Origin of the sequence: Phorcysia thermohydrogeniphila (assembly GCF_004339575.1) — a bacterium.
Lineage (GTDB): Bacteria > Aquificota > Aquificia > Desulfurobacteriales > Desulfurobacteriaceae > Phorcysia > Phorcysia thermohydrogeniphila.
The window spans coordinates 73,448-95,364 of the sequence record NZ_SMFV01000001.1; the positions used below are offsets into that span (position 1 = coordinate 73,448).

21 protein-coding genes are annotated in these 21,917 nt (G+C 45.0%); 11 read left to right on the forward strand and 10 right to left on the reverse strand.

Features of this window, described 5'->3' with window-relative positions; all coding sequences use genetic code 11:
* The 4 genes from thiL to fabD are packed head-to-tail and all read right to left on the reverse strand — an operon-like array spanning position 1 to position 3,978.
* Entirely contained in the window at positions 1 to 948 is a 948-nt protein-coding gene (thiL, locus tag CLV27_RS00375; protein ID WP_132524667.1) for a thiamine-phosphate kinase, read from the reverse strand.
* Complete coding sequence (locus CLV27_RS00380) at positions 935 to 1,321, reverse strand: hypothetical protein (protein WP_132524669.1); 387 nt, start codon at positions 1,319 to 1,321, stop codon at positions 935 to 937. The genes thiL and CLV27_RS00380 overlap by 14 nt, the downstream gene beginning before the upstream one ends.
* Positions 1,321 to 3,033 (reverse strand): clostripain-related cysteine peptidase, encoded by a 1,713-nt coding sequence (locus CLV27_RS00385; protein ID WP_132524671.1) that lies wholly within the window; start codon positions 3,031 to 3,033, stop codon positions 1,321 to 1,323. Before CLV27_RS00385 ends, CLV27_RS00380 begins: the two co-directional genes overlap by 1 nt.
* A 21-nt stretch (positions 3,034 to 3,054) precedes the next feature.
* Positions 3,055 to 3,978: an ACP S-malonyltransferase gene (gene fabD / locus CLV27_RS00390; RefSeq protein WP_132524673.1), complete on the reverse strand. Its 924-nt coding sequence runs from the start codon at positions 3,976 to 3,978 to the stop codon at positions 3,055 to 3,057.
* 91 nt (positions 3,979 to 4,069) lie between these two features.
* Here fabD and CLV27_RS00395 point away from each other — a divergent pair, with 91 nt between their 5' ends.
* The 4 genes from CLV27_RS00395 (at position 4,070) to CLV27_RS00410 (ending at position 7,425) form a co-directional block, all read left to right on the forward strand.
* Entirely contained in the window at positions 4,070 to 4,483 is a 414-nt protein-coding gene (locus CLV27_RS00395; RefSeq protein ID WP_132524675.1) for a secondary thiamine-phosphate synthase enzyme YjbQ, read from the forward strand.
* Positions 4,484 to 4,485: 2 nt separating this feature from the next.
* Positions 4,486 to 5,430, forward strand: a complete 945-nt coding sequence (hemH, locus tag CLV27_RS00400) for a ferrochelatase (RefSeq protein WP_132524677.1) — start codon at positions 4,486 to 4,488, stop codon at positions 5,428 to 5,430.
* On the forward strand, positions 5,427 to 6,800 hold the full coding sequence (gene hemG / locus CLV27_RS00405; protein ID WP_132524679.1) for a protoporphyrinogen oxidase: 1,374 nt from the start codon (positions 5,427 to 5,429) through the stop codon (positions 6,798 to 6,800). Before hemH ends, hemG begins: the two co-directional genes overlap by 4 nt.
* Positions 6,801 to 6,885: 85 nt before the next feature.
* On the forward strand, positions 6,886 to 7,425 hold the full coding sequence (locus CLV27_RS00410; RefSeq protein WP_132524681.1) for a Uma2 family endonuclease: 540 nt from the start codon (positions 6,886 to 6,888) through the stop codon (positions 7,423 to 7,425).
* A gap of 36 nt (positions 7,426 to 7,461) precedes the next feature.
* Here the strand turns inward: CLV27_RS00410 and CLV27_RS00415 are convergent, their stop codons facing one another.
* A complete protein-coding gene (locus tag CLV27_RS00415) occupies positions 7,462 to 10,248 on the reverse strand; it encodes a beta-alanine-activating enzyme beta-propeller domain-containing protein (RefSeq protein WP_132524683.1) in 2,787 nt (928 codons plus the stop codon).
* Entirely contained in the window at positions 10,245 to 11,684 is a 1,440-nt protein-coding gene (locus CLV27_RS00420) for a hypothetical protein (protein ID WP_165863648.1), read from the reverse strand. Before CLV27_RS00420 ends, CLV27_RS00415 begins: the two co-directional genes overlap by 4 nt.
* A 23-nt stretch (positions 11,685 to 11,707) precedes the next feature.
* On the opposite strand from CLV27_RS00420, the gene CLV27_RS00425 reads away from it, so the two are divergent.
* Positions 11,708 to 12,172: a GIY-YIG nuclease family protein gene (locus CLV27_RS00425; protein WP_132524688.1), complete on the forward strand. Its 465-nt coding sequence runs from the start codon at positions 11,708 to 11,710 to the stop codon at positions 12,170 to 12,172.
* Positions 12,150 to 13,181, forward strand: coding sequence for an anthranilate phosphoribosyltransferase (gene trpD / locus CLV27_RS00430; RefSeq protein ID WP_132524690.1), 1,032 nt, complete (start codon positions 12,150 to 12,152; stop codon positions 13,179 to 13,181). The genes CLV27_RS00425 and trpD overlap by 23 nt, the downstream gene beginning before the upstream one ends.
* 45 nt (positions 13,182 to 13,226) lie before the next feature.
* Here trpD and rpoD read toward each other — a convergent pair whose 3' ends face one another.
* From rpoD to CLV27_RS00450, 4 genes are all read right to left on the reverse strand, one after another.
* A complete protein-coding gene (gene rpoD, locus CLV27_RS08655) occupies positions 13,227 to 14,918 on the reverse strand; it encodes an RNA polymerase sigma factor RpoD (protein ID WP_132524692.1) in 1,692 nt (563 codons plus the stop codon).
* A gap of 11 nt (positions 14,919 to 14,929) precedes the next feature.
* Positions 14,930 to 16,570: a DNA primase gene (gene dnaG, locus CLV27_RS00440; RefSeq protein WP_132524694.1), complete on the reverse strand. Its 1,641-nt coding sequence runs from the start codon at positions 16,568 to 16,570 to the stop codon at positions 14,930 to 14,932.
* Positions 16,571 to 16,632: 62 nt separating this feature from the next.
* Positions 16,633 to 17,106, reverse strand: coding sequence for a signal peptidase II (gene lspA / locus CLV27_RS00445; RefSeq protein WP_132524696.1), 474 nt, complete (start codon positions 17,104 to 17,106; stop codon positions 16,633 to 16,635).
* 38 nt (positions 17,107 to 17,144) lie between these two features.
* Positions 17,145 to 17,732 (reverse strand): CPBP family intramembrane glutamic endopeptidase, encoded by a 588-nt coding sequence (locus CLV27_RS00450; RefSeq protein ID WP_132524698.1) that lies wholly within the window; start codon positions 17,730 to 17,732, stop codon positions 17,145 to 17,147.
* A gap of 57 nt (positions 17,733 to 17,789) precedes the next feature.
* Between CLV27_RS00450 and purS the strand changes: the two genes are divergently transcribed.
* Genes purS through murB form a run of 5 tightly spaced genes read left to right on the forward strand, consistent with a single transcriptional unit; the run spans position 17,790 to position 21,917 of the window.
* Complete coding sequence (gene purS / locus CLV27_RS00455) at positions 17,790 to 18,050, forward strand: phosphoribosylformylglycinamidine synthase subunit PurS (protein WP_132524700.1); 261 nt, start codon at positions 17,790 to 17,792, stop codon at positions 18,048 to 18,050.
* Complete coding sequence (purQ, locus tag CLV27_RS00460) at positions 18,047 to 18,739, forward strand: phosphoribosylformylglycinamidine synthase subunit PurQ (RefSeq protein ID WP_132524702.1); 693 nt, start codon at positions 18,047 to 18,049, stop codon at positions 18,737 to 18,739. Before purS ends, purQ begins: the two co-directional genes overlap by 4 nt.
* Before the next feature lie 16 nt (positions 18,740 to 18,755).
* Complete coding sequence (gene kdsB / locus CLV27_RS00465) at positions 18,756 to 19,481, forward strand: 3-deoxy-manno-octulosonate cytidylyltransferase (protein ID WP_132524704.1); 726 nt, start codon at positions 18,756 to 18,758, stop codon at positions 19,479 to 19,481.
* Complete coding sequence (pyrG, locus tag CLV27_RS00470; protein ID WP_132524706.1) at positions 19,481 to 21,100, forward strand: CTP synthase; 1,620 nt, start codon at positions 19,481 to 19,483, stop codon at positions 21,098 to 21,100. The genes kdsB and pyrG overlap by 1 nt, the downstream gene beginning before the upstream one ends.
* Positions 21,090 to 21,917, forward strand: a complete 828-nt coding sequence (gene murB, locus CLV27_RS00475) for a UDP-N-acetylmuramate dehydrogenase (protein WP_132524708.1) — start codon at positions 21,090 to 21,092, stop codon at positions 21,915 to 21,917. The genes pyrG and murB overlap by 11 nt, the downstream gene beginning before the upstream one ends.

Consider the following 21,917-nt stretch of genomic DNA (forward strand, 5'->3'; position numbering starts at 1 on the left):
CTAAGTTTTAAAGTGGTCGTAACCCTTTTCTGGTAATCTTTCTCCGTCTAAGAATACTCCGGTTCCCTCTTTCACCTCTCCGATTACTTTAAAGCCTAAGCTTTCTACCTTGTCCTGTAGGTTCTCAGGGAGCGTAATTATAAGCTCATAGTCCTCTCCTCCAAAGAGGGCGTAGTTTAGGGCTATTTCAGAGTTTCCTACAAAATTTAGAAGTTCACGGGAGATAGGGATTTTTTCTCCTTCAATATGGATGGAGACATTGGAAGAGTTTGCTATCGTATATAGGTTAAAAACGAGTCCATCGCTAACGTCCGTTCCACACTTCACTCCTAAGTTTCTTGCCTCAACTCCCTCTTTTACTCTCGGTATGGGGTTTAAGAAGCGCTCAAGTAGGTAGTTATCTTCTTTTCCCTTTCCTTTCAGTATTTCAAGTCCAGCCCTACTATCTCCAAAGGTTCCCGTTACTGCTACGAGCTCTCCCGGTTTTGCCTCAGAGCGAAGCATAAAGTTTTTGCATTTTCCTGTAAGGGTGACATCAAAAAACTCTGTTTTTGAAGAGACGGTGTCGCCACCAACAACCGTTACGGAGAATTCTCTACAGCAGTCTGCAAGGCCCTCGTAGAGCTCCTCCATTTCTTCTGTTTCTGTCTTTTCGGAAAGACCTATATTGACAATTGCATACTCAGGGATGCCCCCCATAGAAGCAATATCGCTAAGGGAAATAGAGAGAAGTTTCCTACCTAAGTAGTAGTAAAAGTTGTTGAGCTTTTCCTTCCACTCTTTCAAGAAATGGCTTCCCTCAACGAGGGCGTCGGAAGTCAGAAGTAGATATCCTTCATCCTTTTTTATTACGGCCGTATCGTCCCCTATCCCGACAGTAACCTCTGGGGGTAAGGTGGGCAGTTTCTTTGCAAGGAGCTCTATTAGCTTAAACTCACTTAACTTCATCTACCTTCTCTACCCTTATGTAGCAGGTGTTGTTGTAGGGAGAGAGCTCCACTTTTCCTTTAAATAAAAAAATCCTTCCCTTATCGCTTATCGGGTTTAACTTTCCACTTCCTAAAAGGTATATACAGCCCGTTTCATCTGCGATGCAGGTATCTGAGCGAGTAATAGCTGGAGGCTTACACTCTTTGGGACAGTTCCAGCCCAAGTAAGTAGCCTTTAAAAGAACCTCTTTTCCAACGAAAGAGGGACAGTTTCCTTTTATGTTTCCCACCTTCTCAAACCGTATCTCTAACTCTCCGCTGGTTTTAACAGTGGCACATGAGATAAGGGAGCTCCCAACTAAAAGGAGAGCTCCTAAGCTTTTAGATCTCATCAGTTACTCCCTACTAAGGAGAAGTAGGTTTCAAGCATTTCGTCCCAACTTGAAACTGCTGCAAAAGGATTGTAATAGTCGTTTACAGTTTCACCACCGTAAGGAGAACAGGGGGCTGGGCTCTGGTAGCTGTAACACGTGGAATAATTGTTTTCTGTTTCTGGGAAATAGATGTATAGTCCTTTAAGGTTCGTGTTTATCAGTGCTGAATAGGCATTAGCAATTGTCGTTTTAATTGTGTCAAGTGCCGGTAAAGAAAGGCCTTTTTCTGAAAGCTTTTCTGCTAAGGAGTAAAGGTCTACGTAATCAGGCATGGGGTAGACATCAATCTCTAAATCTAAAGCTTCGCTTCTAGCTTCTTGGAAGAGAGAATAGTTATTTCCATCTAAGGCATTTGCCAGTTCGTTAACCGCAGAAAGTAGAGTTTCAACCTCTTCTTTTTTAAAGACTGCTAAGGTGTTGCTATCTATGTAATTTCCATAGGCTTCTCGGTAGGCATCAACTATCATTTTTCCAAATCCATAGGCGTCAGTATCAAGGTTTTCAAGGAGCTTTTTCATAACAAGCTCATAGTCCCAACCCCATCCCGGTTCTGTCTTTTCTGAGACTACAAAAGCTTCAGCATAGTCTTTAATGTCAACAAGAACTTCTAATCCTCCCATTAGGCACTCGTCAAAACCTATTAAGTCTATCTTGACACCGTTTTCTTGGAGGTCCTCTAAAGCTCCTTTTAACTCGTACATGTAGAGAATGTCTCCGTTCCACTCGTCGGAACTGGCTGCTCGGGAGGATTGAGTGCTTCTCCAACCGTCACCGTGGTTCCATAGGATTAGTGCTACCTTTTGAGCAGGAAACTTGTGGTAGAACTCTTCAACGAAGTTTTTGAGGGTTTCAGGGTCTCCCATGTCGGGCTCGGGAGTTTCTCTTACAAGCTCCAACTTTCCTGTGAGTTCGCTTGTTGCGTATATAGCTCCTTCGTGGGAGGTTAGATAGTCTATGAGAGTTACTACTTTAACCTGAGGAGGGTAGGTAACGCTGTTTAACTCGTTAAAGTCATACTTTATGGCATCTTCAAGGTTGTTGTCTCCATTTATGTATATTAGAACTAACCACTTTTTGTAGGTAACAATCCGGTTGTTGCTTCCATCGCTTAGGCTCAATTCTCCCTTTGAGCTATCGTAGCTGAGTTCATATTCTTGGGAGTCGTAAGAAAACTTAAGCGTAAAGTTCTTGTCGTTTTCAAGGAGCTCTTTTAGAGAGGGAGCTTCTTCAAGAGCTACTGGACTGCCGTCAACCGTTAGCTCTTCTACGTTTACCTTTGAAAGGTCTATGTTTGTACTTTCTGAACTTGGGTCGTTGTTTAGGGCGTGGATTATCCTTGCTAAAGCGTCTCCAACAGCTGGTTCGTCGGAAAGTTTAAAGGGAGTTATAGTCTCGCCGTTTTCAGAAATCCTGTAACTTCCAAGCTTTAGTCTGGAGTTCTCTCCCTTCAGGAAGAACTCTAAGGTTGGCGTTGGAGTAGTTGAACTTAAGCTAAAAGAGCCATCATCTTGCGTCGTTACGCAGTTTTCGGTCTGTGCTATACAGACTTCAAGTCCTTTTACGTTACTTGCAGAAAATTTTCCTGAGATTTGGTAGGTTACTTGGCTGGAGCCCCCTCCTCCGCCGCAGGCTGGAAGGAGCAGGAGGATTAAAGGTAAAAACTTTCTCATCCTTTCCCCCTGTTATGGCGTTTAGGAAACGACCTTTTCAATGTCTTGCGGTTTTTCAATATTAACAACTTTTAGCTTTCGGTCAATTCTCCTTATGAGACCCTTAAGAACATTCTTGGGGCCAATCTCGTAAATGGTATCAACGCCCATTTCTTTCATCTTTAAAACATCCTCTACCCACCTTACCGGAGAGAATACCTGTCTGTAGAAAGAATCTTTTATTTCCTGAGGTTCTCTAAGGACCTTTACGTCTGCGTTGTTAAGGAGAGGGGTTTTTGCCTCTTTAAACTCTATTCCTTCCATTAACTCTTTTAGCTTTTCTGCCGCAGGTTTCATGAGTTCAGAGTGGAAAGGAGCTGAAACGGCAAGCCTTACAACCCTTTTTGCTCCGGCTTTTTGGAGCTTCTCTTCTGCTTCCTCTAAGGCTTTCACTTCTCCCGAGATAACGGTTTGTTCTGGGCTGTTGTAGTTTGCCACTTGAACAAATCCGTTCTTTACCTCCTTCAAGACCTCCTCTATCTTTTCAGCAGGAAGGCCAATTACAGCGGTCATTCCGCCAACGCCTGCTGGGACGGCTTCCTGCATGAACTCTCCCCTTTTCCTTACCAAGAGAGCTCCATCCTTAACAGAGAAAACTCCTGCCGAGCAAGCGGCAGAGAACTCTCCAAGGGAGTGGCCGGCGACAACTATCGGATTTTCAGAAAAGCCTGCAGACTCTAAGACCCTTAGGATTGCCATGCTTACGGTAAATATCGCTGGCTGAGCGTTGTAAGTTAGTGTAAGTTCACTCTCTGGAGCTTCAAAACAGAGCTTTGCTATGTCAATCTTTGCCCCCTCAGAGGCCTCCTCAAAAACTTCCCTTGCCTCTTTAAAAGCCTCATAAATTTCCTTTCCCATTCCGCTATACTGAGAGCCCTGACCGGGAAAGATAAAGGCAACGGCCATTCTTTTCCTCCTTCGGCTTTATCTTTTGTAATGGTTGTTAACTTGTTGTAGTATTGACTTCCAAAGTATACCATTCTGGTAGGAGGCTGACGTGAAAGCTTATACGGAGTATCTACTTTTTAACACTACAAAGAGGAGGGAGCTCATAAGGATAACGGAAAAAGTAAAGGAAGCCGTAAAAAAATCCGGCGTTAAGGAAGGGCTTTGCCTTGTTTCTGCCATGCACCTAACGGCAGCTGTTATCATTCAGGACGACGAGGAAGGACTTCACGAGGATATCTGGGAGTGGCTTGAAAAACTTGCTCCTTTTCGTAGGAACTATAAACACCACAGGACGGGAGAGGACAACGGGGATGCTCACCTTAAGAACCTCCTTGTTCACCTTCAGGTTGTTCTTCCAATTACAAATGGGGAGCTTGACCTTGGCCCGTGGCAGGAGATTTTCTATGCAGAGTTTGACGGCCAGAGGCCAAAGAGAGCAATAATAAAAATCATAGGAGAGTAGCGTTGAAAGAGGCGATTCTTTTGACTTATATGGGAGCTCCCTCCACCCTCTCAGAGATAAGACCTTTCCTCTACAGGCTCTTTTCAGACAGAGACCTCATAAACTTTGGAGTTCCACCTTTCCTTCAGAAGCCGTTGGCTTGGCTTATCTCTCTTTTTAGAGCTCCAAAAGTAAAGCCCCAGTATGAGGCTATCGGCGGAGGAAGTCCCTTAGTTAAGTACACCTACGAGCAGGCAGAACTTATTGAGAGAAAAACAGGCATAAAGACCTTTGTCGGGATGCTCTATTCCTCTCCCCTCTTAGAAGAAGTTTCAGAGGAAATAGTTAATTACTCCCCAGACCTTCTCTACGTTGTTACCCTCTACCCTCAATTTTCCTTCGGGACGGCCGGAGCTTGCCTTAGGGACGTTGAAAAACTCTTAGGGGGAAGAGTTCCCTATAAAGCTGTTAAATCTTGGTGCAGGAATCCCTACTACATAAGGTGGATACAGGAGTCTATAGAAAGAGAGCTTGCCGGACTATCTCCAAAGGACACGGCGATACTCTTTTCTGCCCACAGCCTTCCAGAATACTTTATAGAGGAGAAGAAAGACCTTTACGTTGATGAAATAAAGGACACGGTGAAGCTCGTTATGGAAGCTTTCTCTGAATTCCCCTTTAGAATCTCCTACCAGAGTAAAGTAGGGCCTATAAAGTGGCTTGAGCCTTCAACGGAAGAAGAGCTCCACAGGCTTAGGGAAGAAGGTTTTAAAAACGTCGTAGTTTTCCCCGTAAGTTTTGTTTCAGAGCACATAGAGACCCTCTACGAGCTTGACGTTGAATATGCAAAGGTAGCCAAGGAGCTTAGTTTAAACTATAAAAGGGTAAGGCTTAACCACTGTTCTCCTTTACTTACTGAGGCGATTATATCTGAGATATGGAAGATTAGAGGAAAGGAGGAGTTGTGAAAGTAGCAGTAATTGGAGGAGGAGTTTCAGGGCTTTCTACGGCCTTCTACCTTAAAAGGGGTGGCGTTAACGTAACGGTTTTTGAAAGGGAAAGAAGAGCTGGTGGAAAAATGAAAACCGTCTATGAGGACGGTTACATAATAGAAACTGGTCCAAACGGCTTCCTTGACGGAAAGCCCTACACCCTTAACTTGGTGAAAGCTCTTGGAATTGAGGAGAAACTCTACAGGAGCTCCGACAAGGCCAGAAAACGTTTCATCTATACAGATGGAAGGCTTGTAAGGATTCCAGAGAACCCAATAGCTTTTTTAGCTTCCTACCTCCTTTCTTGGAAAGGAAAACTTCGCCTTATTGGGGAGTTTTTAGTTCCTCCGAGAAAGGATAACTCTGACGAGAGCCTTTCAGAATTTGCCAAGAGGAGAATTGGAGAAGAGGCTTTGGAAAAACTCCTTGATCCGATGGTTGCCGGGATATTTGCAGGAGACCCCGATAGAATGAGCCTAAAGGCGGCCTTTCCGGCCATATACCGCCTTGAAAAGGAATATGGAGGCCTCATAAGGGGACTCATAGCTAAGATGAAAGAGGCTAAAAAGAGTGGAAAGAGAACCTCGGGTCCTGCAGGTCCGGGAGGGGTTCTAACCTCTTTTGTCGGCGGTGTGAGTGACCTTATAGGAGCCTTAGAGAGGGAGCTCCAAAACTCCCTAAAAACTGGTGTAAAAGTTTTATCCCTTGAAGAAACAACTTCTGGCTGGAAAGTCTTTTATAGTGATGGGGAGAAAAACTACGAGGAGGCCTTTGACGCGATTGTCCTTTCTACTCCTTCATACGTTTCGGCAGAGCTCTTAAAAAGTGTTGACCCTGAAATCTCCTCTCTCCTTTCACAGATTGAGTACTCACCGATTTCCGTTGTTGCCTTTGGATTTGAGAAAAAAGGACTTGGTCACGACCTTGACGGCTTTGGCTTTTTAGTTCCAAGGAAGGAAAAGAGAAAAATTCTTGGCGTTTTATGGGATAGTTCGGTATTTCCGAATAGAGCTCCAGAAGGAAAGGTTTTGGTGAGGGTAATGATAGGTGGAGCTCGTCAGCCAGAGCTTGCCCTTTTACCTGAGGAAGAGCTTGTAAAGATAGCACTAAAAGAGCTTAAAAGGATAATGAAAATCCGCCACTACCCCGAAAAAATTAAAATCTTTAAGCACGAAAAAGGCATTCCCCATTATACTGTTGGGCACGCAGATAGGGTGGAAAGAATCTTCCAGCTTACAAAGAGGCACAGGGGGCTTTACTTCTGCAACAACGCCTACACCGGCGTTGGAGTAAACGACTGCACGAAATCTGCTGAGGAAACGGCCAAGGAAATTCTGAGTGGCTAAGGGAGAGCTCCCTTATTTAGAAAGTCTGTTTAATCGTTTAAGCCTATAATTAAAAGTGTAAACCTTCTTTTCTGGAGTAAAGACAGTGGAAACGGCAAAAAATTTCATTCCTCACTACACCTTAGAAGACTACAAGCACTGGCAAGGAGACTGGGAGCTAATAGACGGTGTTCCTTACGCGATGGCTCCCTCTCCTTTCGCAAAGCATCAGAGAACTTCTTTTCTTATCGCTAAACAGATAGAAGAACAGCTTGAGGACTGTCCAAAAAGGTGCTTGGTCTATCAAGAGTTAGACTGGATAGTGGACGAGCACACGGTAGTACGGCCTGATGTGGTGGTTGTCTGTAAAAGAGTTGAAGAGTATCTTAGGTCTACTCCAGAGGTGGTGTTTGAAGTTGTTTCAAGGTCAACAGCTTTTAAGGACGAGAAGGTGAAGTTTTACTTATACGAGAGGGAGAAAGTTAAATACTACGCCCTTGTTTATCCGGACATTAAGAAAATGAGGGTTTTTGAGCTGAAAAAGGGAAAATTTGAAAAGGTCTTTGACAGCGATTCAGGCTCTTTTACATTTGAAATTGACTGTCCCTTTAAAGTAGACATCTCAGCCCTCTGGAAGAGAGTTTAAAAGGGGGAGCGGGAAATTTCCCCGCTCCGGATGTAGTTACCAGTCAAAAATTTGCTCCTTAGAGTAGTTTAGAGCAGACGGATAGTAGCCGGTGTTCCTTAAGTCTCCCCTGAACTTAGACCAGACAACCTTTCCGTGAGGCCTTGTGGCTTCAAAGCGGTAGATTTTGCCGTCCCCAGAACCAACAATAATGTCCAAAAGACCATTGCGGTCTACGTCTCCTATTACAGGAGAAGAATAAATGGAGCTTCCAGTCTGGAAGCTCCATAGAAGCTGACCGTTTTCTCCGTTTAGAGCATAAACTTTGTTGTCAAAAGACCCTATGACCACATCAAGCTTTCCATCTCCATTTATGTCCGCTATCGCTGGGGAAGAATCAACCCAATTTTCTGTTTGGAAGCTCCAGAGAAGCTGACCGTTTTCACCGTTTATAGCGTAAATTTTTCCGGACTTAGACCCTATGACCACATCAAGCTTTCCATCTCCATTTATGTCCGCTATCGCTGGGGAAGAATCAACCCAATTTTCTGTTTGGAAGCTCCAGAGAAGCTGACCGTTTTCACCGTTTATAGCGTAAATTTTTCCGGACTTAGACCCTATGACCACATCAAGTTTTCCATCTCCATTTATGTCCGCTATCGCTGGGGAAGAAAAAGTCCAATTGTTGTTAATCGGAAAGTTCCAGAGAAGCTGACCGTTTTCTCCGTTTAGAGCAACAATTGAGCTATCCCAGCCACATACGGATCTCCCGACGACCACATCAAGTTTTCCATCTCCGTTTATGTCCGCTATCGCCGGGGAAGAATGAACATAACATCCAGCTAAGAATTCCCAAAGCAATTGACCGTTTTCACCGTTTATAGCGTAAATTTTTCCGGACTTAGACCCTATGACCACATCAAGTTTTCCATCTCCATTTATGTCTGCTATCGCTGGGGAAGAATGAACAATGTCTCCTGTGTAGAAACTCCATAGAAGTTGACCATTTTCGCCGTTTAGAGCATAAACTTTGTAGTCATCAGACCCTATGACCACATCAGGTTTCCCATCTCCGTTTATGTCCGCTATTGCCGGAGAAGAATCAACATCGCCTCCAGTCTGGAAGCTCCAGAGAAGCTGGCCGTTTTCACCGTTTAAAGCATAGACTTTGTTATCCAGAGACCCTATGACCACATCAGGCTTTCCATCTCCGTTTAAGTCCGCTATCGCCGGGGAAGAATAAACATCGTCTCCAGTCTGAAAACTCCAGAGAAGCTGACCGTTTTCTCCGTTTAGAGCGTAAACTTTGTTGTCCAAAGACCCTATGACCACATCAAGTTTTCCATCTCCGTTTAAGTCCGCTATCGCCGGGGAAGAGTCAACCCAACTCCCCGTTTGATACTCCCACACCTTTACAAATAGCTCCGAATTCAAAAAGTCCGGCGATTGGTTGACTGCGTAGCCGACGGTAAACTGGTCTATCTGTTTTTCAACAGTTTCCGTGCCGTTGCTGTAGTTTTTAAAGACCTTTACAGTTAGAGGAACTACTCCGCTACCTGCCTCATCGCCTTTTACGGTGTAGGTAACATTAATGTTGCTACACGTTTGAGAGGTGTTTTCAGAGACTAAAGTATCTCCCTTGTACAGCCTTACTGTGCAAGTTCCTTCAACCGATGTAGAGCCGGTTATGGTAATGCTACCGGCGTCGGTTGTTGCATCCTGCGGGTCTCCGAAAGGACAGCTTCCCCAGTTTACGGCGTTCCAGATAGCACCGGTTGAAAGGTCTCTGCACTTAACGGTTACTTTTGGAGAGTCGGGGTTAAATGAGTCTCTGTAAATCTTTAATATGTAAGTGCCTGAATCCCATATATTTCCGCCTTCGTCAAGGGACTCCTTTACGCCAACTGTTACTGTGGTGTTTTCTCCCTGTGAAAGGGTAAAGTTTTTGGTGATTTGAAGACTGTAGTCTATGTCTTCGTAAGCCAAACCATCATAGGAGTATGCGGGGTTAAAACCTTCTCCATCTTGGTTCTGGAACTTAAAGGTTAAACATTGAGAGTCTGGTGGTATGGTAACCGTGTATACGTCTCCAACTTCAGCCAAGTAGGTTTTAGTTGATGATGCTGAGCAAGTTTCTCCTCCGAAGGAAATTCTTGGAAGAGCGTTAATTTTTATCGTGAAGGGATTAAAGTAGTCTCCTAAATCAAGAACTTTGTTTTCTCCTTGAGTAATTAAGTTGTAAAGTTTTAACGTGATGCCTGTGCTTCTGCCTTCCCAAATTCTTCCACAAGCACCGCAAACGGGAGAGAGAAAATCAAAAATGAGACTGCCTTGTCCATTTGTTAAAGGAACTACAATCATATCTTCTTCAGAAAAAGCAGAACCGTCTGTAGCGGTGGCGGTTACCTTTTCTGTGTAAGCTCCGTTGTCTGTAGAAAGAACAAACTTTTCGTTGTTTAGTATGTTGCCGATAGAAACTCCACCGGAGACTTCCATATAAGAGCAAGAATCGGAAGATGCGGAGTTACTGCATATCAAGGCATCTTCGGTGTAGAAACCGTAGATATATACCTTGTCGTTGTCAACGTCCTCTACATCTATCTTCATTGTTGTTCCAACGTGAGGAATGAGAACCGTTTGCTGGTACTCGGTTCTTGAGTCGCTCTCCGTAAGTGCGGCGTTGAAAACGGTGATTTTTGCCTTCCCGTTTGCAGAGGTTATCTCTACTTTGGGCACTTCTTCACTGGTTAGATTTTCGCCTACGTCGCTTGAGGAGTTTGAAATACCGTTACCACACGAGGACAGTATTAAAAGGAGGGGGAGAAGGGAGAGAGCTCTCCTCATCCTTTACCCCCTGTAACAATTTGAGGAGCTTGGTTAACTTTGTAGATAACCGTTACGCCGTCAACTGTGTCTTCAAAAGTTCCTGTTCCTGTAGAGTAAACCTTCTTGACTTCAAAGGTAAGGGTATGTTCTCCAGTTCCTCTGTCTGTGGCCGGTGCTGTGAAAGTGGCGTCAATGGATGAGCAGGGAAGGTCTGTAACTGTAGCTACAGTTGTACCGTCTTTCTTGATATAGACATTACACCTTCCATAGGAAGCGGAGCTCCCGCTTATTCTTATAGTTCCTGCGTTTGTATTGTCCCTCGGGTCAACAAAGACTACGCTGTCTCCATCGCTCACGTTCCAAGTGTTTCCACTGTTTAGGTCGTTTACTTCAATGTTCAATCCACTTGCTCCTACTTTGTTAACGTCTCTATACACCTCCACGTTTATCGTTCTTTGAACAGAGTCAAAGATAGTTCCACTATCGTCAAGAGCTTCTTTAACTTGGAGACTAAAGGAAGAGAACTTGTTCCCGGGTTCTATCGTTACGTTCGCATCGTTTGGTGAGGAGTAGTCTATATCGCTCCAAGTAGTTCCGTTGTCTACAGAGAACTGAGGAGAGAACCCTTTACTGTCTACGTTGGTGAAACTCAAAGCGACACAGTTCTTTGAAGGAGGGATTTCAAGCCTTACGAGTTGTCCGTCTATTTCTACTTTATTTGCAGGGCAGTTATCGCTGACTGTAAATTCTACGATTGGCAAGTGGTTAAACTCTATAACGAAACTTTCAAAGTAGTCTCCCAAATCAAGGATATTAGAATTGTCCTGAGTTACGAGGTTGTAGAGTCTGAATGGGTTGACGTTGAAAGTCATTCCTTCAGAATTTCCTGTAGAATCGGCGTAGTTGAATGTTAATATGCTTGTTTTAGTTTCGGGGTCTATAGAAACTTTAATAAATTTAGTGTCTGTTATATCTTCGTTGTTAACAAGGTCATGAGCTGTTAATGTTTCTACTGTTCCGGAGCCGTCAACAATTCCGAACTTTGGGTCGTTGGGTAGGTCTACGCCGTTAACTTTTGCATAGACGTAAACGTAGGGGTTGTCTACGTCCCTGATTTCAAGTTGGACATTGGTAGCCCCTGTATGAGGAGCTACAACTACTCTGTTATAGGAGGCTCTTGTTGGTTCTTCTATTAGGACTGCGTTCTTAAACTTTAGAAGGGCAATTCCACTGGAAGATTCAATAACCGGGTTAACAACTATTTGCTGGTCGGTTTGCTCTGACACTTGGCTGACGTTAGAACCACCTCCTCCGCATGAACTCAAGAGAAGAAGGAGAACAGCAGTTCCGCTGAGGAAGTTCTTCTTCCCTCCCATCTTTGACTCCTCCAAAATTTCTTTCTTCAGTCCCCTTGTTGTATTCTTGAGTTTACAGTAATTTAACATCTTTAACATCTGGTAGATTTTAAGGAGGTCTCTTGAACCTTCCCGAAAATGGGGGAAGCTACTGTATAGTCTTTGAGGTGGACTCTCTCTCTTTTATAACGAGGGGAAAAAGAAAATTTTCTCTTAAAGAAGGAACTTACGTTTACGTTGGTTCGGCCTTTGGGGCTGGAGGTTTAAGAAAAAGAATCCTACGCCACCTTAAAAGAAAAAAGAGTAAGCACTGGCACTTTGACTTTGTTACAACTCATAGCTCTTTTAAACCCCTTGAAGTCTGGCTTTTTGAGGGTCAAAAAGTGGAGTGTGAGTTGGCCTCCCTCGTTGGAAAGGTTGCCGAGCCTGTAAACGGCTTTGGTTCTACCGACTGTAGCTGTCCATCCCACCTTTTTAAGGTGGAGGATATTTCTCTGCTTAAGAGAATGGTAAGGAGCTCCTTCAATGTTAAAATTCTCAAAGTTTTTGATGAGGGGGTGGAAAATGGAAGCAAAAGCTGTTCTTAACAGGTTGATTGAAAAGGAAAACCTTTCTTTTGAGGAAAGTAAGGAGCTCTTTAATGCCATAATGGAGGGAAAACTTACGGAAGTTCAGATAGCCGGAGTTTTAGTTGCACTTAGAGCTAAAGGGGAGACCGTAGATGAAATAGCCGGCGCTGCATTTGTAATGAGGGAAAAAAGCTTAAAAGTTCCCCTTCCTGAGGAAATAAAAGACAGAATAGTTGACACCTGTGGGACAGGTGGGGACCTTAAAGGAACTTTTAACATATCAACTACTGTGGCCTTTGTTGTAGCTTCTTGTGGAGTTCCGGTTGCAAAGCACGGTAACCGTTCGGTTTCAAGTAAGTGTGGAAGTGCAGATATTTTAGAGGCCTTAGGCGTAAAGATAGACTTAGCGCCTGAACAGGTTGCAGAGTGTATAAAAGAAACAAACTTTGGCTTTATGTTTGCTCCTCGTTTTCACCCTGCGATGGCTAACGTTGTAAAACCAAGAAAAGAACTCGGTATTCGTACAATCTTTAACCTCCTTGGTCCAATGACGAATCCAGCAGGGGCAAAGAGGCAACTCATGGGTGTATTCTCAGAGGATTTAACCGAGAAACTTGCAAGGGTTCTTTTAAAGCTCGGAACGGAGAGAGCTTTTATCGTTCACGGAAAGGACGGGATGGACGAGATAACCTTGTGTGATTCTACTAAGGTAACTGAGATTTCAAAGGGAGAAGTCAAAAGCTACGAGATTTCTCCGGAGGATTTTGGCTTAAGGAGAGCATCACCTTCGGAGCTCCTTGGAGGAGAGACCTTAGAGGAAAATAAAGAAATTGTCTTAAAGATACTGAGGGGAGAAGAAAAAGGGGCAAAGAGGGACGTTGTCCTCCTTAACTCTGCCTTTGCCCTCCTTGCAGGTGGCAGGGTAGATAGCGTAGATGAGGGGATAAGGGTAGCAAGGGAAGCCCTTGAGGAAGGGAAACCTTACGAGGTTTTAAGAAGTGTCGTGGAAGTTACAAATTCTTTTTGAGTATGAGAAGTGAAGAGAGGGTGGGCTAAAAGCCCACCCGAAGGACTATTTCTCAAGGAATATACTCAGGTCAATATCAAGACCGGAGTTCCTGAGCTTCCTGAGGGCTTTAGACTCTATCTGTCTAATTCTTTCCCTTGTAACCTTGAGTTCCTTCCCGACCTGCTCTAAGGTGTGTTCTGGGTAGCCGTCAAGGCCAAAGCGGAGCTTAAGGACTAAAGCTTCTCTTTCACTGAGCTGTGATAGGAGCTTTGCAACTTTTTCCTGAAGGTCCCTCTTTATGACCTCGTTTTCCGGTATGGGACTCTTGGAGTCTTCAATTAAACTTCCGAGTGTGCTGTCCTCATCGTCTCCTATGGGCGTTTCAAGGGAAACTGGCTCTTGGGCAAGCTGTAGAATTGAACGCACCTTAGAGGCTGGCATTTTAAGCCTTTCTGCAATTTCCTCAGGCTTAGGCTCTCTACCCATTTCAAGGAACATCTGGCGGGAGGTCTTTATTACCTTGTTTATCGTTTCTATCATGTGAACGGGTATCCTGATAGTTCTTGCTTGGTCTGCGATTGCCCTTGTTATGGCCTGTCTTATCCACCAAGTTGCGTAAGTACTGAACTTGTAACCCCTCCTGTACTCAAACTTATCAACGGCTTTCATCAGGCCAATGTTACCTTCCTGTATGAGGTCAAGGAAGTGGAGCCCTCTGTTTATGTACTTTTTGGCGATGCTGACGACGAGTCTCAGGTTTGAGCGAACGAGAATCTGCTTAGCCTCTTGGGAGTCTTTTTTGTAGAAGTGGATTTTCTCTGCAAGCTTGTAGAAGACGTTACGGGGCATTTCAAGGGAATCAATTATCTGCCTGTAGGTTTCCTTTGTATCCAAGTATTTCTTAACCATGTTCTTTATTTCTCTCGTTGTATACTTGGAGGCATCTATCTTCTCCCTTATCTCGTCCTCATCTATCCTGTGGCAAATTTCCTCAATTGGGATACCTAAGAAGGAGAGCTTTCCGCTTAGCTTCTGGAGGCTCTTTTCGCTCTTTTTGAGTATCTTGTACTTCCTGTATATTTCGTCAGCCATAGAGTCGTAGATGGAGTAGGAAAGGGGAAGCTTGCGTAAATAGTTGTTGATTTTTGCCCAAACTTTTAGGTATTCTTTTTTTAGCTCCTCATTCTTTCTGTTTCTGTTGTACTGTTTCCGGAGTCGTTCAAGCTCCGGAAGCAGCTTCTTTATCTCGTCTACAATCGCAAAGAACTTCTTCTTCCTCTGAGCTTCTCCTCCTTCTGCAAACTCGTCGGGTGAGCGCATTATATCCCTAACTTTAACTTCGCCGCTCTTGATTTTCTCCTCAACTTCAAGGATGTAATCAAGAACTGCCCTTGTCTTTAGGAGATACCTGAGGAGAGCTTTCCTTCCTAGCTCTACCCTTTTGGCTAAGGATATTTCCTCGTGGCGTTTTAAGAGGGAGATGTTGCTCATTTCTCTGAGGTAGAGCCTTATGGGGTCGTCGGAGCGCGGAAGGGTGTCTGGAGCGATTGTAATCTGGAGCTTTGAGAGGTCTACGTGCTCCTCTCCTTCCTTTGGTATAATGTGGATGTCAAACTCGTCCAGCTGTGTTATGAGCTCCTCTATGAGCTCTGGCGTTAGAGCCTCTTCGTCTAAATGCTCCATTAGCTCTTCAAAGGTGATGTAGCCCTTGTCCCTTCCCAGTGCTATAATCTCTTCAAAGTTTAGCCTTTCCAAGGCTACCTCCTTTAATTGGTTGTTCTGGATAGGGCGCAAGCTAAAGCGTTAAGGTTTCCTCTCCTTAGGGAGAAAATTAGGTTCTTAAGCTCCTTTTTTTCCTTCAGGTCGTGTAGTTTCTTTAACCTCCTTTCAAGTTCCTTGCATAGAACCCTGCAGACTGCCATTTTCATCTCTTCTTCAGAGAAGTCGCTGAAGAGGACTTCCGAGATAAAGCCTGAGAGCTCCGGAAACTCCGTCTGCAGGACTGTCGGGTCCTGAAACTCTGTATTCCTGATGATTGAGTAAACCCTTGAAACCTCGTCGGAGACAAAGATGTTGGGGGAAACCTCTAAGGGGAGCTGGAATCTCTTCTCAAGGAGTGCCCTGAGGAAGGCCTTTTCGTGAGGAGGAACGGGGTTTTCGGCTGTCTCTTCCCTTAGTCGGCTTAAAGCTCCTGTGTTAAGCCTTATCCAGTGTTCGTCAATGCCAAATTCGGCAGAGAGCTTTGATACGTAGCGCTTGTAGATGAAAGGATTGAGGGCTTTCAGTGGAGCTATGGCCTGTGCTATTTCCCTGAGGACAGCGGGCTTCTCTTGGTCGCTCAGAAGTTTAACGGTCTGGATGCTCCAGTCTATAAAGGTAAGGGGGGAAAGAATGAGTTTCCTTAGCTCTGAGGGGTTTTCCTTAGCCATAGAGTCGGGGTCTTCGCTTTCTGGGAGCTGGACGACTAAGGGTTCAACTCCTCTCTGGAGGAATAGCCCGGCGCTCCTTATCGTTGCCTTCCTGCCGGCGCTGTCGCCGTCAAACATTAGGATTGGGCTTTCTGTGTAGCGTTTGATTATTTTGGCGTGGTTTTCAGTTAGAGAAGTCCCCATTGGGGCTACAGCGTTCTTTACTCCAATCTGGTGAAGGCTTATTACGTCAAAGTAACCCTCAACGATGATGGCTTTTTTCTCTTTCAGTATCGTCTCCCTTGACTGGTAGAAGCCGTAGAGGGTGGAATTTTTCTTGAAGATGGAGCTCTCAGGGCTGTTTACGTACTTAGGAAGGGAGCTATCACTTTTAAGCGTTCTTCCAGCAAAGGCTATTACTTTCCCCGAGTGGCTGAATATCGGAATTATGAGGCGTTCGGCGAAGAACTCTTTCCCCCTTTCATTTATAAGTCCGAGCTCCTTAGCAATTTCTGCTTTAATATTTAGCTTCCTTGAATAACCCCGCGGGGCAAAGCCTATCAAGAACCTCTCTGCCTCTTTTGGAGAGATACCTCTTTGCTCTATGTATTGAGAGACTTGGGAGAGCTGTGAGTGAAAGTACTTCGCTGCCTTGAAACCGGCTTCTTCAATTACAGCTACCTTATCGTCTTCTGTGAAGCTTGTTGGAATTTCTATACCTGCAAGCTCTGCTACCCTTTTTACTGCCTCTACGAACGATAGGTTTTCGTACTTTTCAACGAATGTTATGGCGTTCCCGCCTATTCCGCAGCCGAAACACTTGAATATCTGTTTTTCTGGGCTTACGACGAAGGAGGGGGTCTTCTCAGGGTGGAAGGGACAGAGGGCTGTAAAGTTCCTTCCAACCTGTTTGAGGGATAGGTAGTGGGATACTATATCAACGATGTCTACCCGAGAGAGAAGCTCCTGAATAAAAGAGTGGGGGATTTTTCTCCCCAATTATATCACCTCATTCAAGGTCTAAAGTGCCTATCTAAAAATTATTCGTGAGGGTGTTAAAGTCAACTTTCCATTTTCTTGCCTAAATAGTGGTGGAGCACAAGGAGAAGACAACCAAGAAAGACGCAGGTATCGGCTACGTTGAAGGTAGGGTAGTGATAGTTCCCGATATAGAAATCAAAGAAATCTATAACCTTCCCGTGAAGTATCCTGTCGTAGAGGTTTCCTACGGCTCCCCCAAGTATTAGTCCGAGACCGGTTATGTTTAGTTTGTCCTTGGTTTCCTTAAAAAGGCCGTAGTAGAGAATAACTACTACTATTAAGATGGGAATAACTATCAGGAAGAGCTTTCTAAGAATTTCGTTCCCAGAAGACAGAATGCTGAAAGCAGCTCCGGGATTTTCTGCGTACCTCAGGCTGAAAAAGTGGGGGATAACTGTGACAGACTTACCGTAGAGAAACTTTACGGCAAGGAATTTTGTAACCCTGTCAAGGACAAAAGAAAAAAGTGCGGCTGCTAAAAAGAGTTTCTTCAACCCTTTTCTCCGCTTTCTGCTGAGGTGTGGTGGAAATTTTAGCACGAAGCAAACCGGTGGACGATATCAGAGAGCCAGTGGAAGATAATTGGAGCTCCTATTGACCTACTCCTCTCAAAGAGCCATCCCATGACGAGGGAGGGAAAGAAAACCTTAAACATAGAAGGGTCGTAGTATATGAGGGAGTGGGCCGTAGCAAAGAGGAAACTTGAAACGAAATTGGCCTTTGAGATAAAGGGCAGGAAAGGCTCGTTCTCCATCTCTGAGTATAGGTAACCCCTAAAGAAGACTTCCTCTGAAATAGCTACCGATAGATAGAAAAGGGCTAAGTTGAGGAGCTCTTCCACTTCAACCTGTCTATAGCCTGTAGCTAAACCACATAAAAGGGTGTAAACAGGCAGAATAACGGCTGAAGCACCAATTCCCCACTTTAAACCGGAAAGGAAATTTTTAAACCCGAGCTCTTCTGGTGATTTTCTAAGGAGCAGGACAGGAATTCCGACCATTACGGCAGTGTTAACTACCCCGGCATAGTTGGGGAAGAAACGTAACGTCACTGCTGCAACGAGGATGACTAAAAAGTAAAACTTGATAAAGGTGCAGCTCTTACACCTTTTAAATCGCAAAGCTTCACCCCGTTTGTTAAAATTCTCAAAGCTACATTATGGCTTAAGGAGAGGAAAATGGCAAACTACGCTGTTAAAGTTTACATCAGCTACAGGAAAGGTGTCCTTGACCCTCAGGGAGTTGCCGTAGAAAAGGCCGCCCACAGCTTAGGATTTGAGAAGGTTAAGAACGTAAGGGTAGGAAAGTACGTAACGATGGAGATTGAGGCAGACTCCATGGAGGAGGTAAAGAGGGAAGTAGAGGAGATGGCGGCCAAGTTCTTGGTCAACCCTGTAATTGAGGAGTACACATTTGAAGTAGAAGAGGTGAAGGAATGAGGTTTGGAATACCCGTCTATCCCGGAAGCAACTGCGATAGAGACGTTGGCTGGGTTGTAGAGAAAGTTCTCGGCCACGAGGTTAGGTACCTGTGGCATAGGGAGATAGACCTATCGGGGATAGACTGCGTTATTATTCCCGGTGGCTTCTCCTACGGCGATTACCTAAGAGCTGGCGCAATGGCAAAACTCTCCCCCGTTACAGAGGCCATCTGTGAGTTTGCCGAAAAAGGTGGCCTTGTAATGGGCATCTGCAACGGCTTTCAGATACTCCTTGAGGCAGGGTTACTTCCGGGAGCAATGCTTCCAAACAAGACCCTCTCCTTTATCTGCGAGTTTGTCCACCTCAGGGTAGAGAACAACCAGACGCCCTTTACGAGCCTTTACGAGAAGGGAGAAGTTATCAGAATCCCAATTGCTCACGCTGAGGGTAACTACACCTGCAGTCCAGAAGTCTTAAAGGAGCTTGAAGAGAACGGTCAGGTTGTCGTAAGGTACTGCTCTCCAGAAGGGGAAGTTTCAGAAGAGTTCAATCCTAACGGTTCTTTAAATAACATTGCCGGTATCTGCAATAAAAGAGGGAACGTTTTTGGACTGATGCCTCACCCTGAGAGGGCTGCTGAGGCTATCTTGGGCTCAACAGACGGCTACCGTATGTTTGAATCTATAGTTAAGTCTGTCCTTGCCTGATTTTCTTGGAGGTGGCGTGGAGGACTTTCTGATAGCTATTCCTGCAAGACTCCGCTCTTCCCGCCTTCCTGAAAAGCCCTTGCAGGAGCTCTGCGGTAAACCCTTAATTGTCTGGGTCGTTGAGGCTTGCAGGAGAATAACTGATAACGTCCTCGTTGCAACGGACAGCAAAAAGGTAGCCAGCGTCGTTAGAGGGTGTGGCGTAGAGGCAGTTTTGACCCCTTCGGAGCTCCCAAGTGGAACTGATAGAATCTGGGAAGCCGTTAAAAAACTTGACGTTAACTACATAGTCAACGTTCAGGGAGACGAGCCTTTTGTAAAACAGGAGCACGTCCTACCTATAGTTGAAGCTTTAAAGAGTGGTGAGGAGTACGCAACGGTTGCCACCCCTTTTAAGAGCTTAGAGGAAGTTCAGAATCCCAACAACGTTAAAGTTATCCGCGATAAAAACGGCCACGCCATCTACTTTTCAAGAAGCGTTATTCCTTTTGTAAGGGATGGGGAGCTCCCTCCCAGCGACTACCTAAAACATATAGGTATTTACGGCTACACAAAAGGAGCCCTCAGGCGCTTTGTAAACTGGCCGGAGGGTTTTTTGGAGAGAACCGAAAAGTTGGAACAGCTCCGTATTTTGGAGAACGGGTATAAAATTCACGTCTCAGTAGTTGAGAGCTCTCTCGTTGGAATAGACACCTACGAGGATTTAAAGAAGGCCGAAAAAATACTAAAAGAGGAACGGTAATGGCTTCAAAGCTGATATTCGTAACAGGTGGAGTCCTCTCTTCCATCGGTAAAGGTATCACGGCGTCTTCCATAGGAACGCTCTTAGAGAGTAGAGGCTTTAAAGTAACCATTCAGAAGCTTGACCCCTACCTAAACGTTGACGCCGGAACTATGAACCCCTACCAGCACGGTGAAGTCTACGTAACCGACGACGGAGCAGAGACCGACCTTGACCTTGGCCACTACGAGCGCTTTACAAACGCCACTATGAAGAGGATAAACAACATTACCTCCGGGCAGATATATCAGGAGATTATCCAGAAGGAGAGAAAGGGAGAGTTCTTAGGAGGAACGGTTCAGGTTATTCCCCACGTTACGAACCTGATTAAGGAGAAAATCCGTCAACTTATGTCCTCAGACGTTGACGTTGTTATAGTGGAAGTTGGTGGAACGGTTGGAGACATTGAGGGACTGCCCTTCTTAGAGGCGATAAGACAGCTCGGAATGGAGGTTGGAAGGACAAACGCGATATACATCCACGTAACCTACGTTCCCTACGTAAAGTCTGCCGGAGAGCTAAAGACAAAGCCTACCCAGCACTCAATTAAGGAGCTCCGCGCTATCGGTATCCAGCCAGACATAATCGTATGCCGTGCAGAGCGCTCTATCCCTCAGTCTGTAAAACGTAAAATAGCCCTCTTTGCAAACCTTAAAGAGCACGAGATTATTACCGCAAAGGACCTTCCGACTATCTATGAGGTTCCCCTCGTTCTTCAGAAAGAGAGAATTGACGAGCTAATAATTGAGAAGCTTCAGCTTCCTGTAACTAAGGAGGCAGACCTTTCTGAGTGGAAGGATTTTGTCGCAAGGGTGAAGAAGCCCTCAAAGGGTAGCGTAAAGGTGGCAGTTGTCGGGAAATACATAGAGCTCCCCGACGCCTACAAGAGTATCATTGAGGCCTTTGTCCACGCAGGGGCTGCAAACGACGTAAGGGTTGAAATCAAGTGGGTAAGTGCAGAGGAGCTTGACGAGAAAGAGCCGGAGGAGTTCCTCTCTGATGTCTCTGGTATCCTCGTCCCCGGTGGATTCGGTGAGAGGGGCGTTGAAGGGAAAATAAAAGCCGTTAGGTTTGCAAGGGAGAACAAAATTCCCTTCTTCGGTATATGCCTTGGAATGCAGTGTGCAGTTATTGAGTTTGCAAGGAACGTTGCAGGCTTAAAAGATGCTCACAGCGCTGAGTTTAGCTCCACAACCCCTTATCCCGTCATTGACCTTATGGAGGAGCAGAAAGGAGTCAAAGAGAAAGGCGGAACGATGCGCCTTGGTGCTTACCCTTGCGTCCTAAAGGAGGGAACTTTCAGCTACAGGGCTTACGGACAAAAGGAGATTTCTGAGAGGCATAGACACCGCTACGAGTTTAACAACAAGTTTAGGGACGTTTTAGAGAAGGCAGGCCTTGTGATAGCCGGAACTTCCCCAGATGGAAACCTCGTTGAGGTGATAGAGATTAAGGACCACCCTTGGTTTGTTGCCGTTCAGTACCATCCAGAGTTTAAGTCAAGGCCAAGGAATCCCCATCCTCTCTTTGTTGACTTTGTCAAGGCTGCTATGGAGTTAGAGGAGAAGTTTGGAGGTTAGGGAGCTCTCGGCAAAAGAGCTAACAACCATCGGGATAGGTTCTTCCTATCCCGTTTATTTTCCTGAGAACTTAGAGGAGCTTAAGAGCCTTTTAAGGAACGAGGACATATTCATCATCGGCGGTGGGTCTAACACAGTCCTCTCTGAGAAATTAAATAGGAAGTTCGTAAGCCTTAGGAAGTTTAGGAACATTCTTCTTGAAGAAGACAGAATCACCGTTGGAGCAGGGGTTAAACTGAGTGAACTCTTGGCTCTTCAAATTCAAAAGAAATTCTCCCTCTTTGAATTCCTTGCTGGGATTCCAAAAGCTACAGTTGGGGGACTTGTAGCCCAGAATGCTGGCGCTTTCGGCCACGAGATAAAGGATAGATTGGTAGAGGTAAAGTTTTTAAGCCGAGAAACCTTAGAGGTTGAGGTCCTAAGGGATTTTTCTGAGTTTGGTTACAGGAAATCACCTTTTCCCGAGCTTGGTGCTGTTGTTGAGGCCACCTTTAAAATATTTCACTCTCAAAAAGTAAAAGAAGAAATGAAGAAGTTTGTGAGCTTACGCTTGGAAAAACAACCTCCCTTTTACCTAAGAACTGCCGGTTCTACATTTAAGAACCCTCCCGGCGACTCTGCAGGTAGACTCCTTGACCTTGCCGGCCTTAAAGGTTTCAGTGTAGGAGGGGTGAAGTTTTCAGAGTTCCACGCCAACTTCATAGTAAACGAGGGAGGGAGTTTTAGCGAGTTCTTAGAGCTCGTTGAGATGGGAAGAAAGAAGGTAAAAGAAAAATTTGGTGTAGACCTTGAACTGGAGGTAAGAGTGATTACTTGA

Bases quoted from the DNA above. Each gene is read 5' to 3' on its own strand.
- purQ (WP_132524702.1), top strand. From the start codon at position 18,047: ATGAGGTTTGGAATACCCGTCTATCCCGGAAGCAACTGCGATAGAGAC.
- fabD (WP_132524673.1), bottom strand. From the start codon at position 3,978: ATGGCCGTTGCCTTTATCTTTCCCGGTCAGGGCTCTCAGTATAGCGGA.
- thiL (WP_132524667.1), bottom strand. From the start codon at position 948: ATGAAGTTAAGTGAGTTTAAGCTAATAGAGCTCCTTGCAAAGAAACTG.
- trpD (WP_132524690.1), top strand. From the start codon at position 12,150: ATGGAAGCAAAAGCTGTTCTTAACAGGTTGATTGAAAAGGAAAACCTT.
- CLV27_RS00415 (WP_132524683.1), bottom strand. From the start codon at position 10,248: ATGAGGAGAGCTCTCTCCCTTCTCCCCCTCCTTTTAATACTGTCCTCG.
- CLV27_RS00380 (WP_132524669.1), bottom strand. From the start codon at position 1,321: ATGAGATCTAAAAGCTTAGGAGCTCTCCTTTTAGTTGGGAGCTCCCTT.
- CLV27_RS00385 (WP_132524671.1), bottom strand. From the start codon at position 3,033: ATGAGAAAGTTTTTACCTTTAATCCTCCTGCTCCTTCCAGCCTGCGGC.
- CLV27_RS00420 (WP_165863648.1), bottom strand. From the start codon at position 11,684: ATGTTAAAGATGTTAAATTACTGTAAACTCAAGAATACAACAAGGGGA.
- pyrG (WP_132524706.1), top strand. From the start codon at position 19,481: ATGGCTTCAAAGCTGATATTCGTAACAGGTGGAGTCCTCTCTTCCATC.
- purS (WP_132524700.1), top strand. From the start codon at position 17,790: ATGGCAAACTACGCTGTTAAAGTTTACATCAGCTACAGGAAAGGTGTC.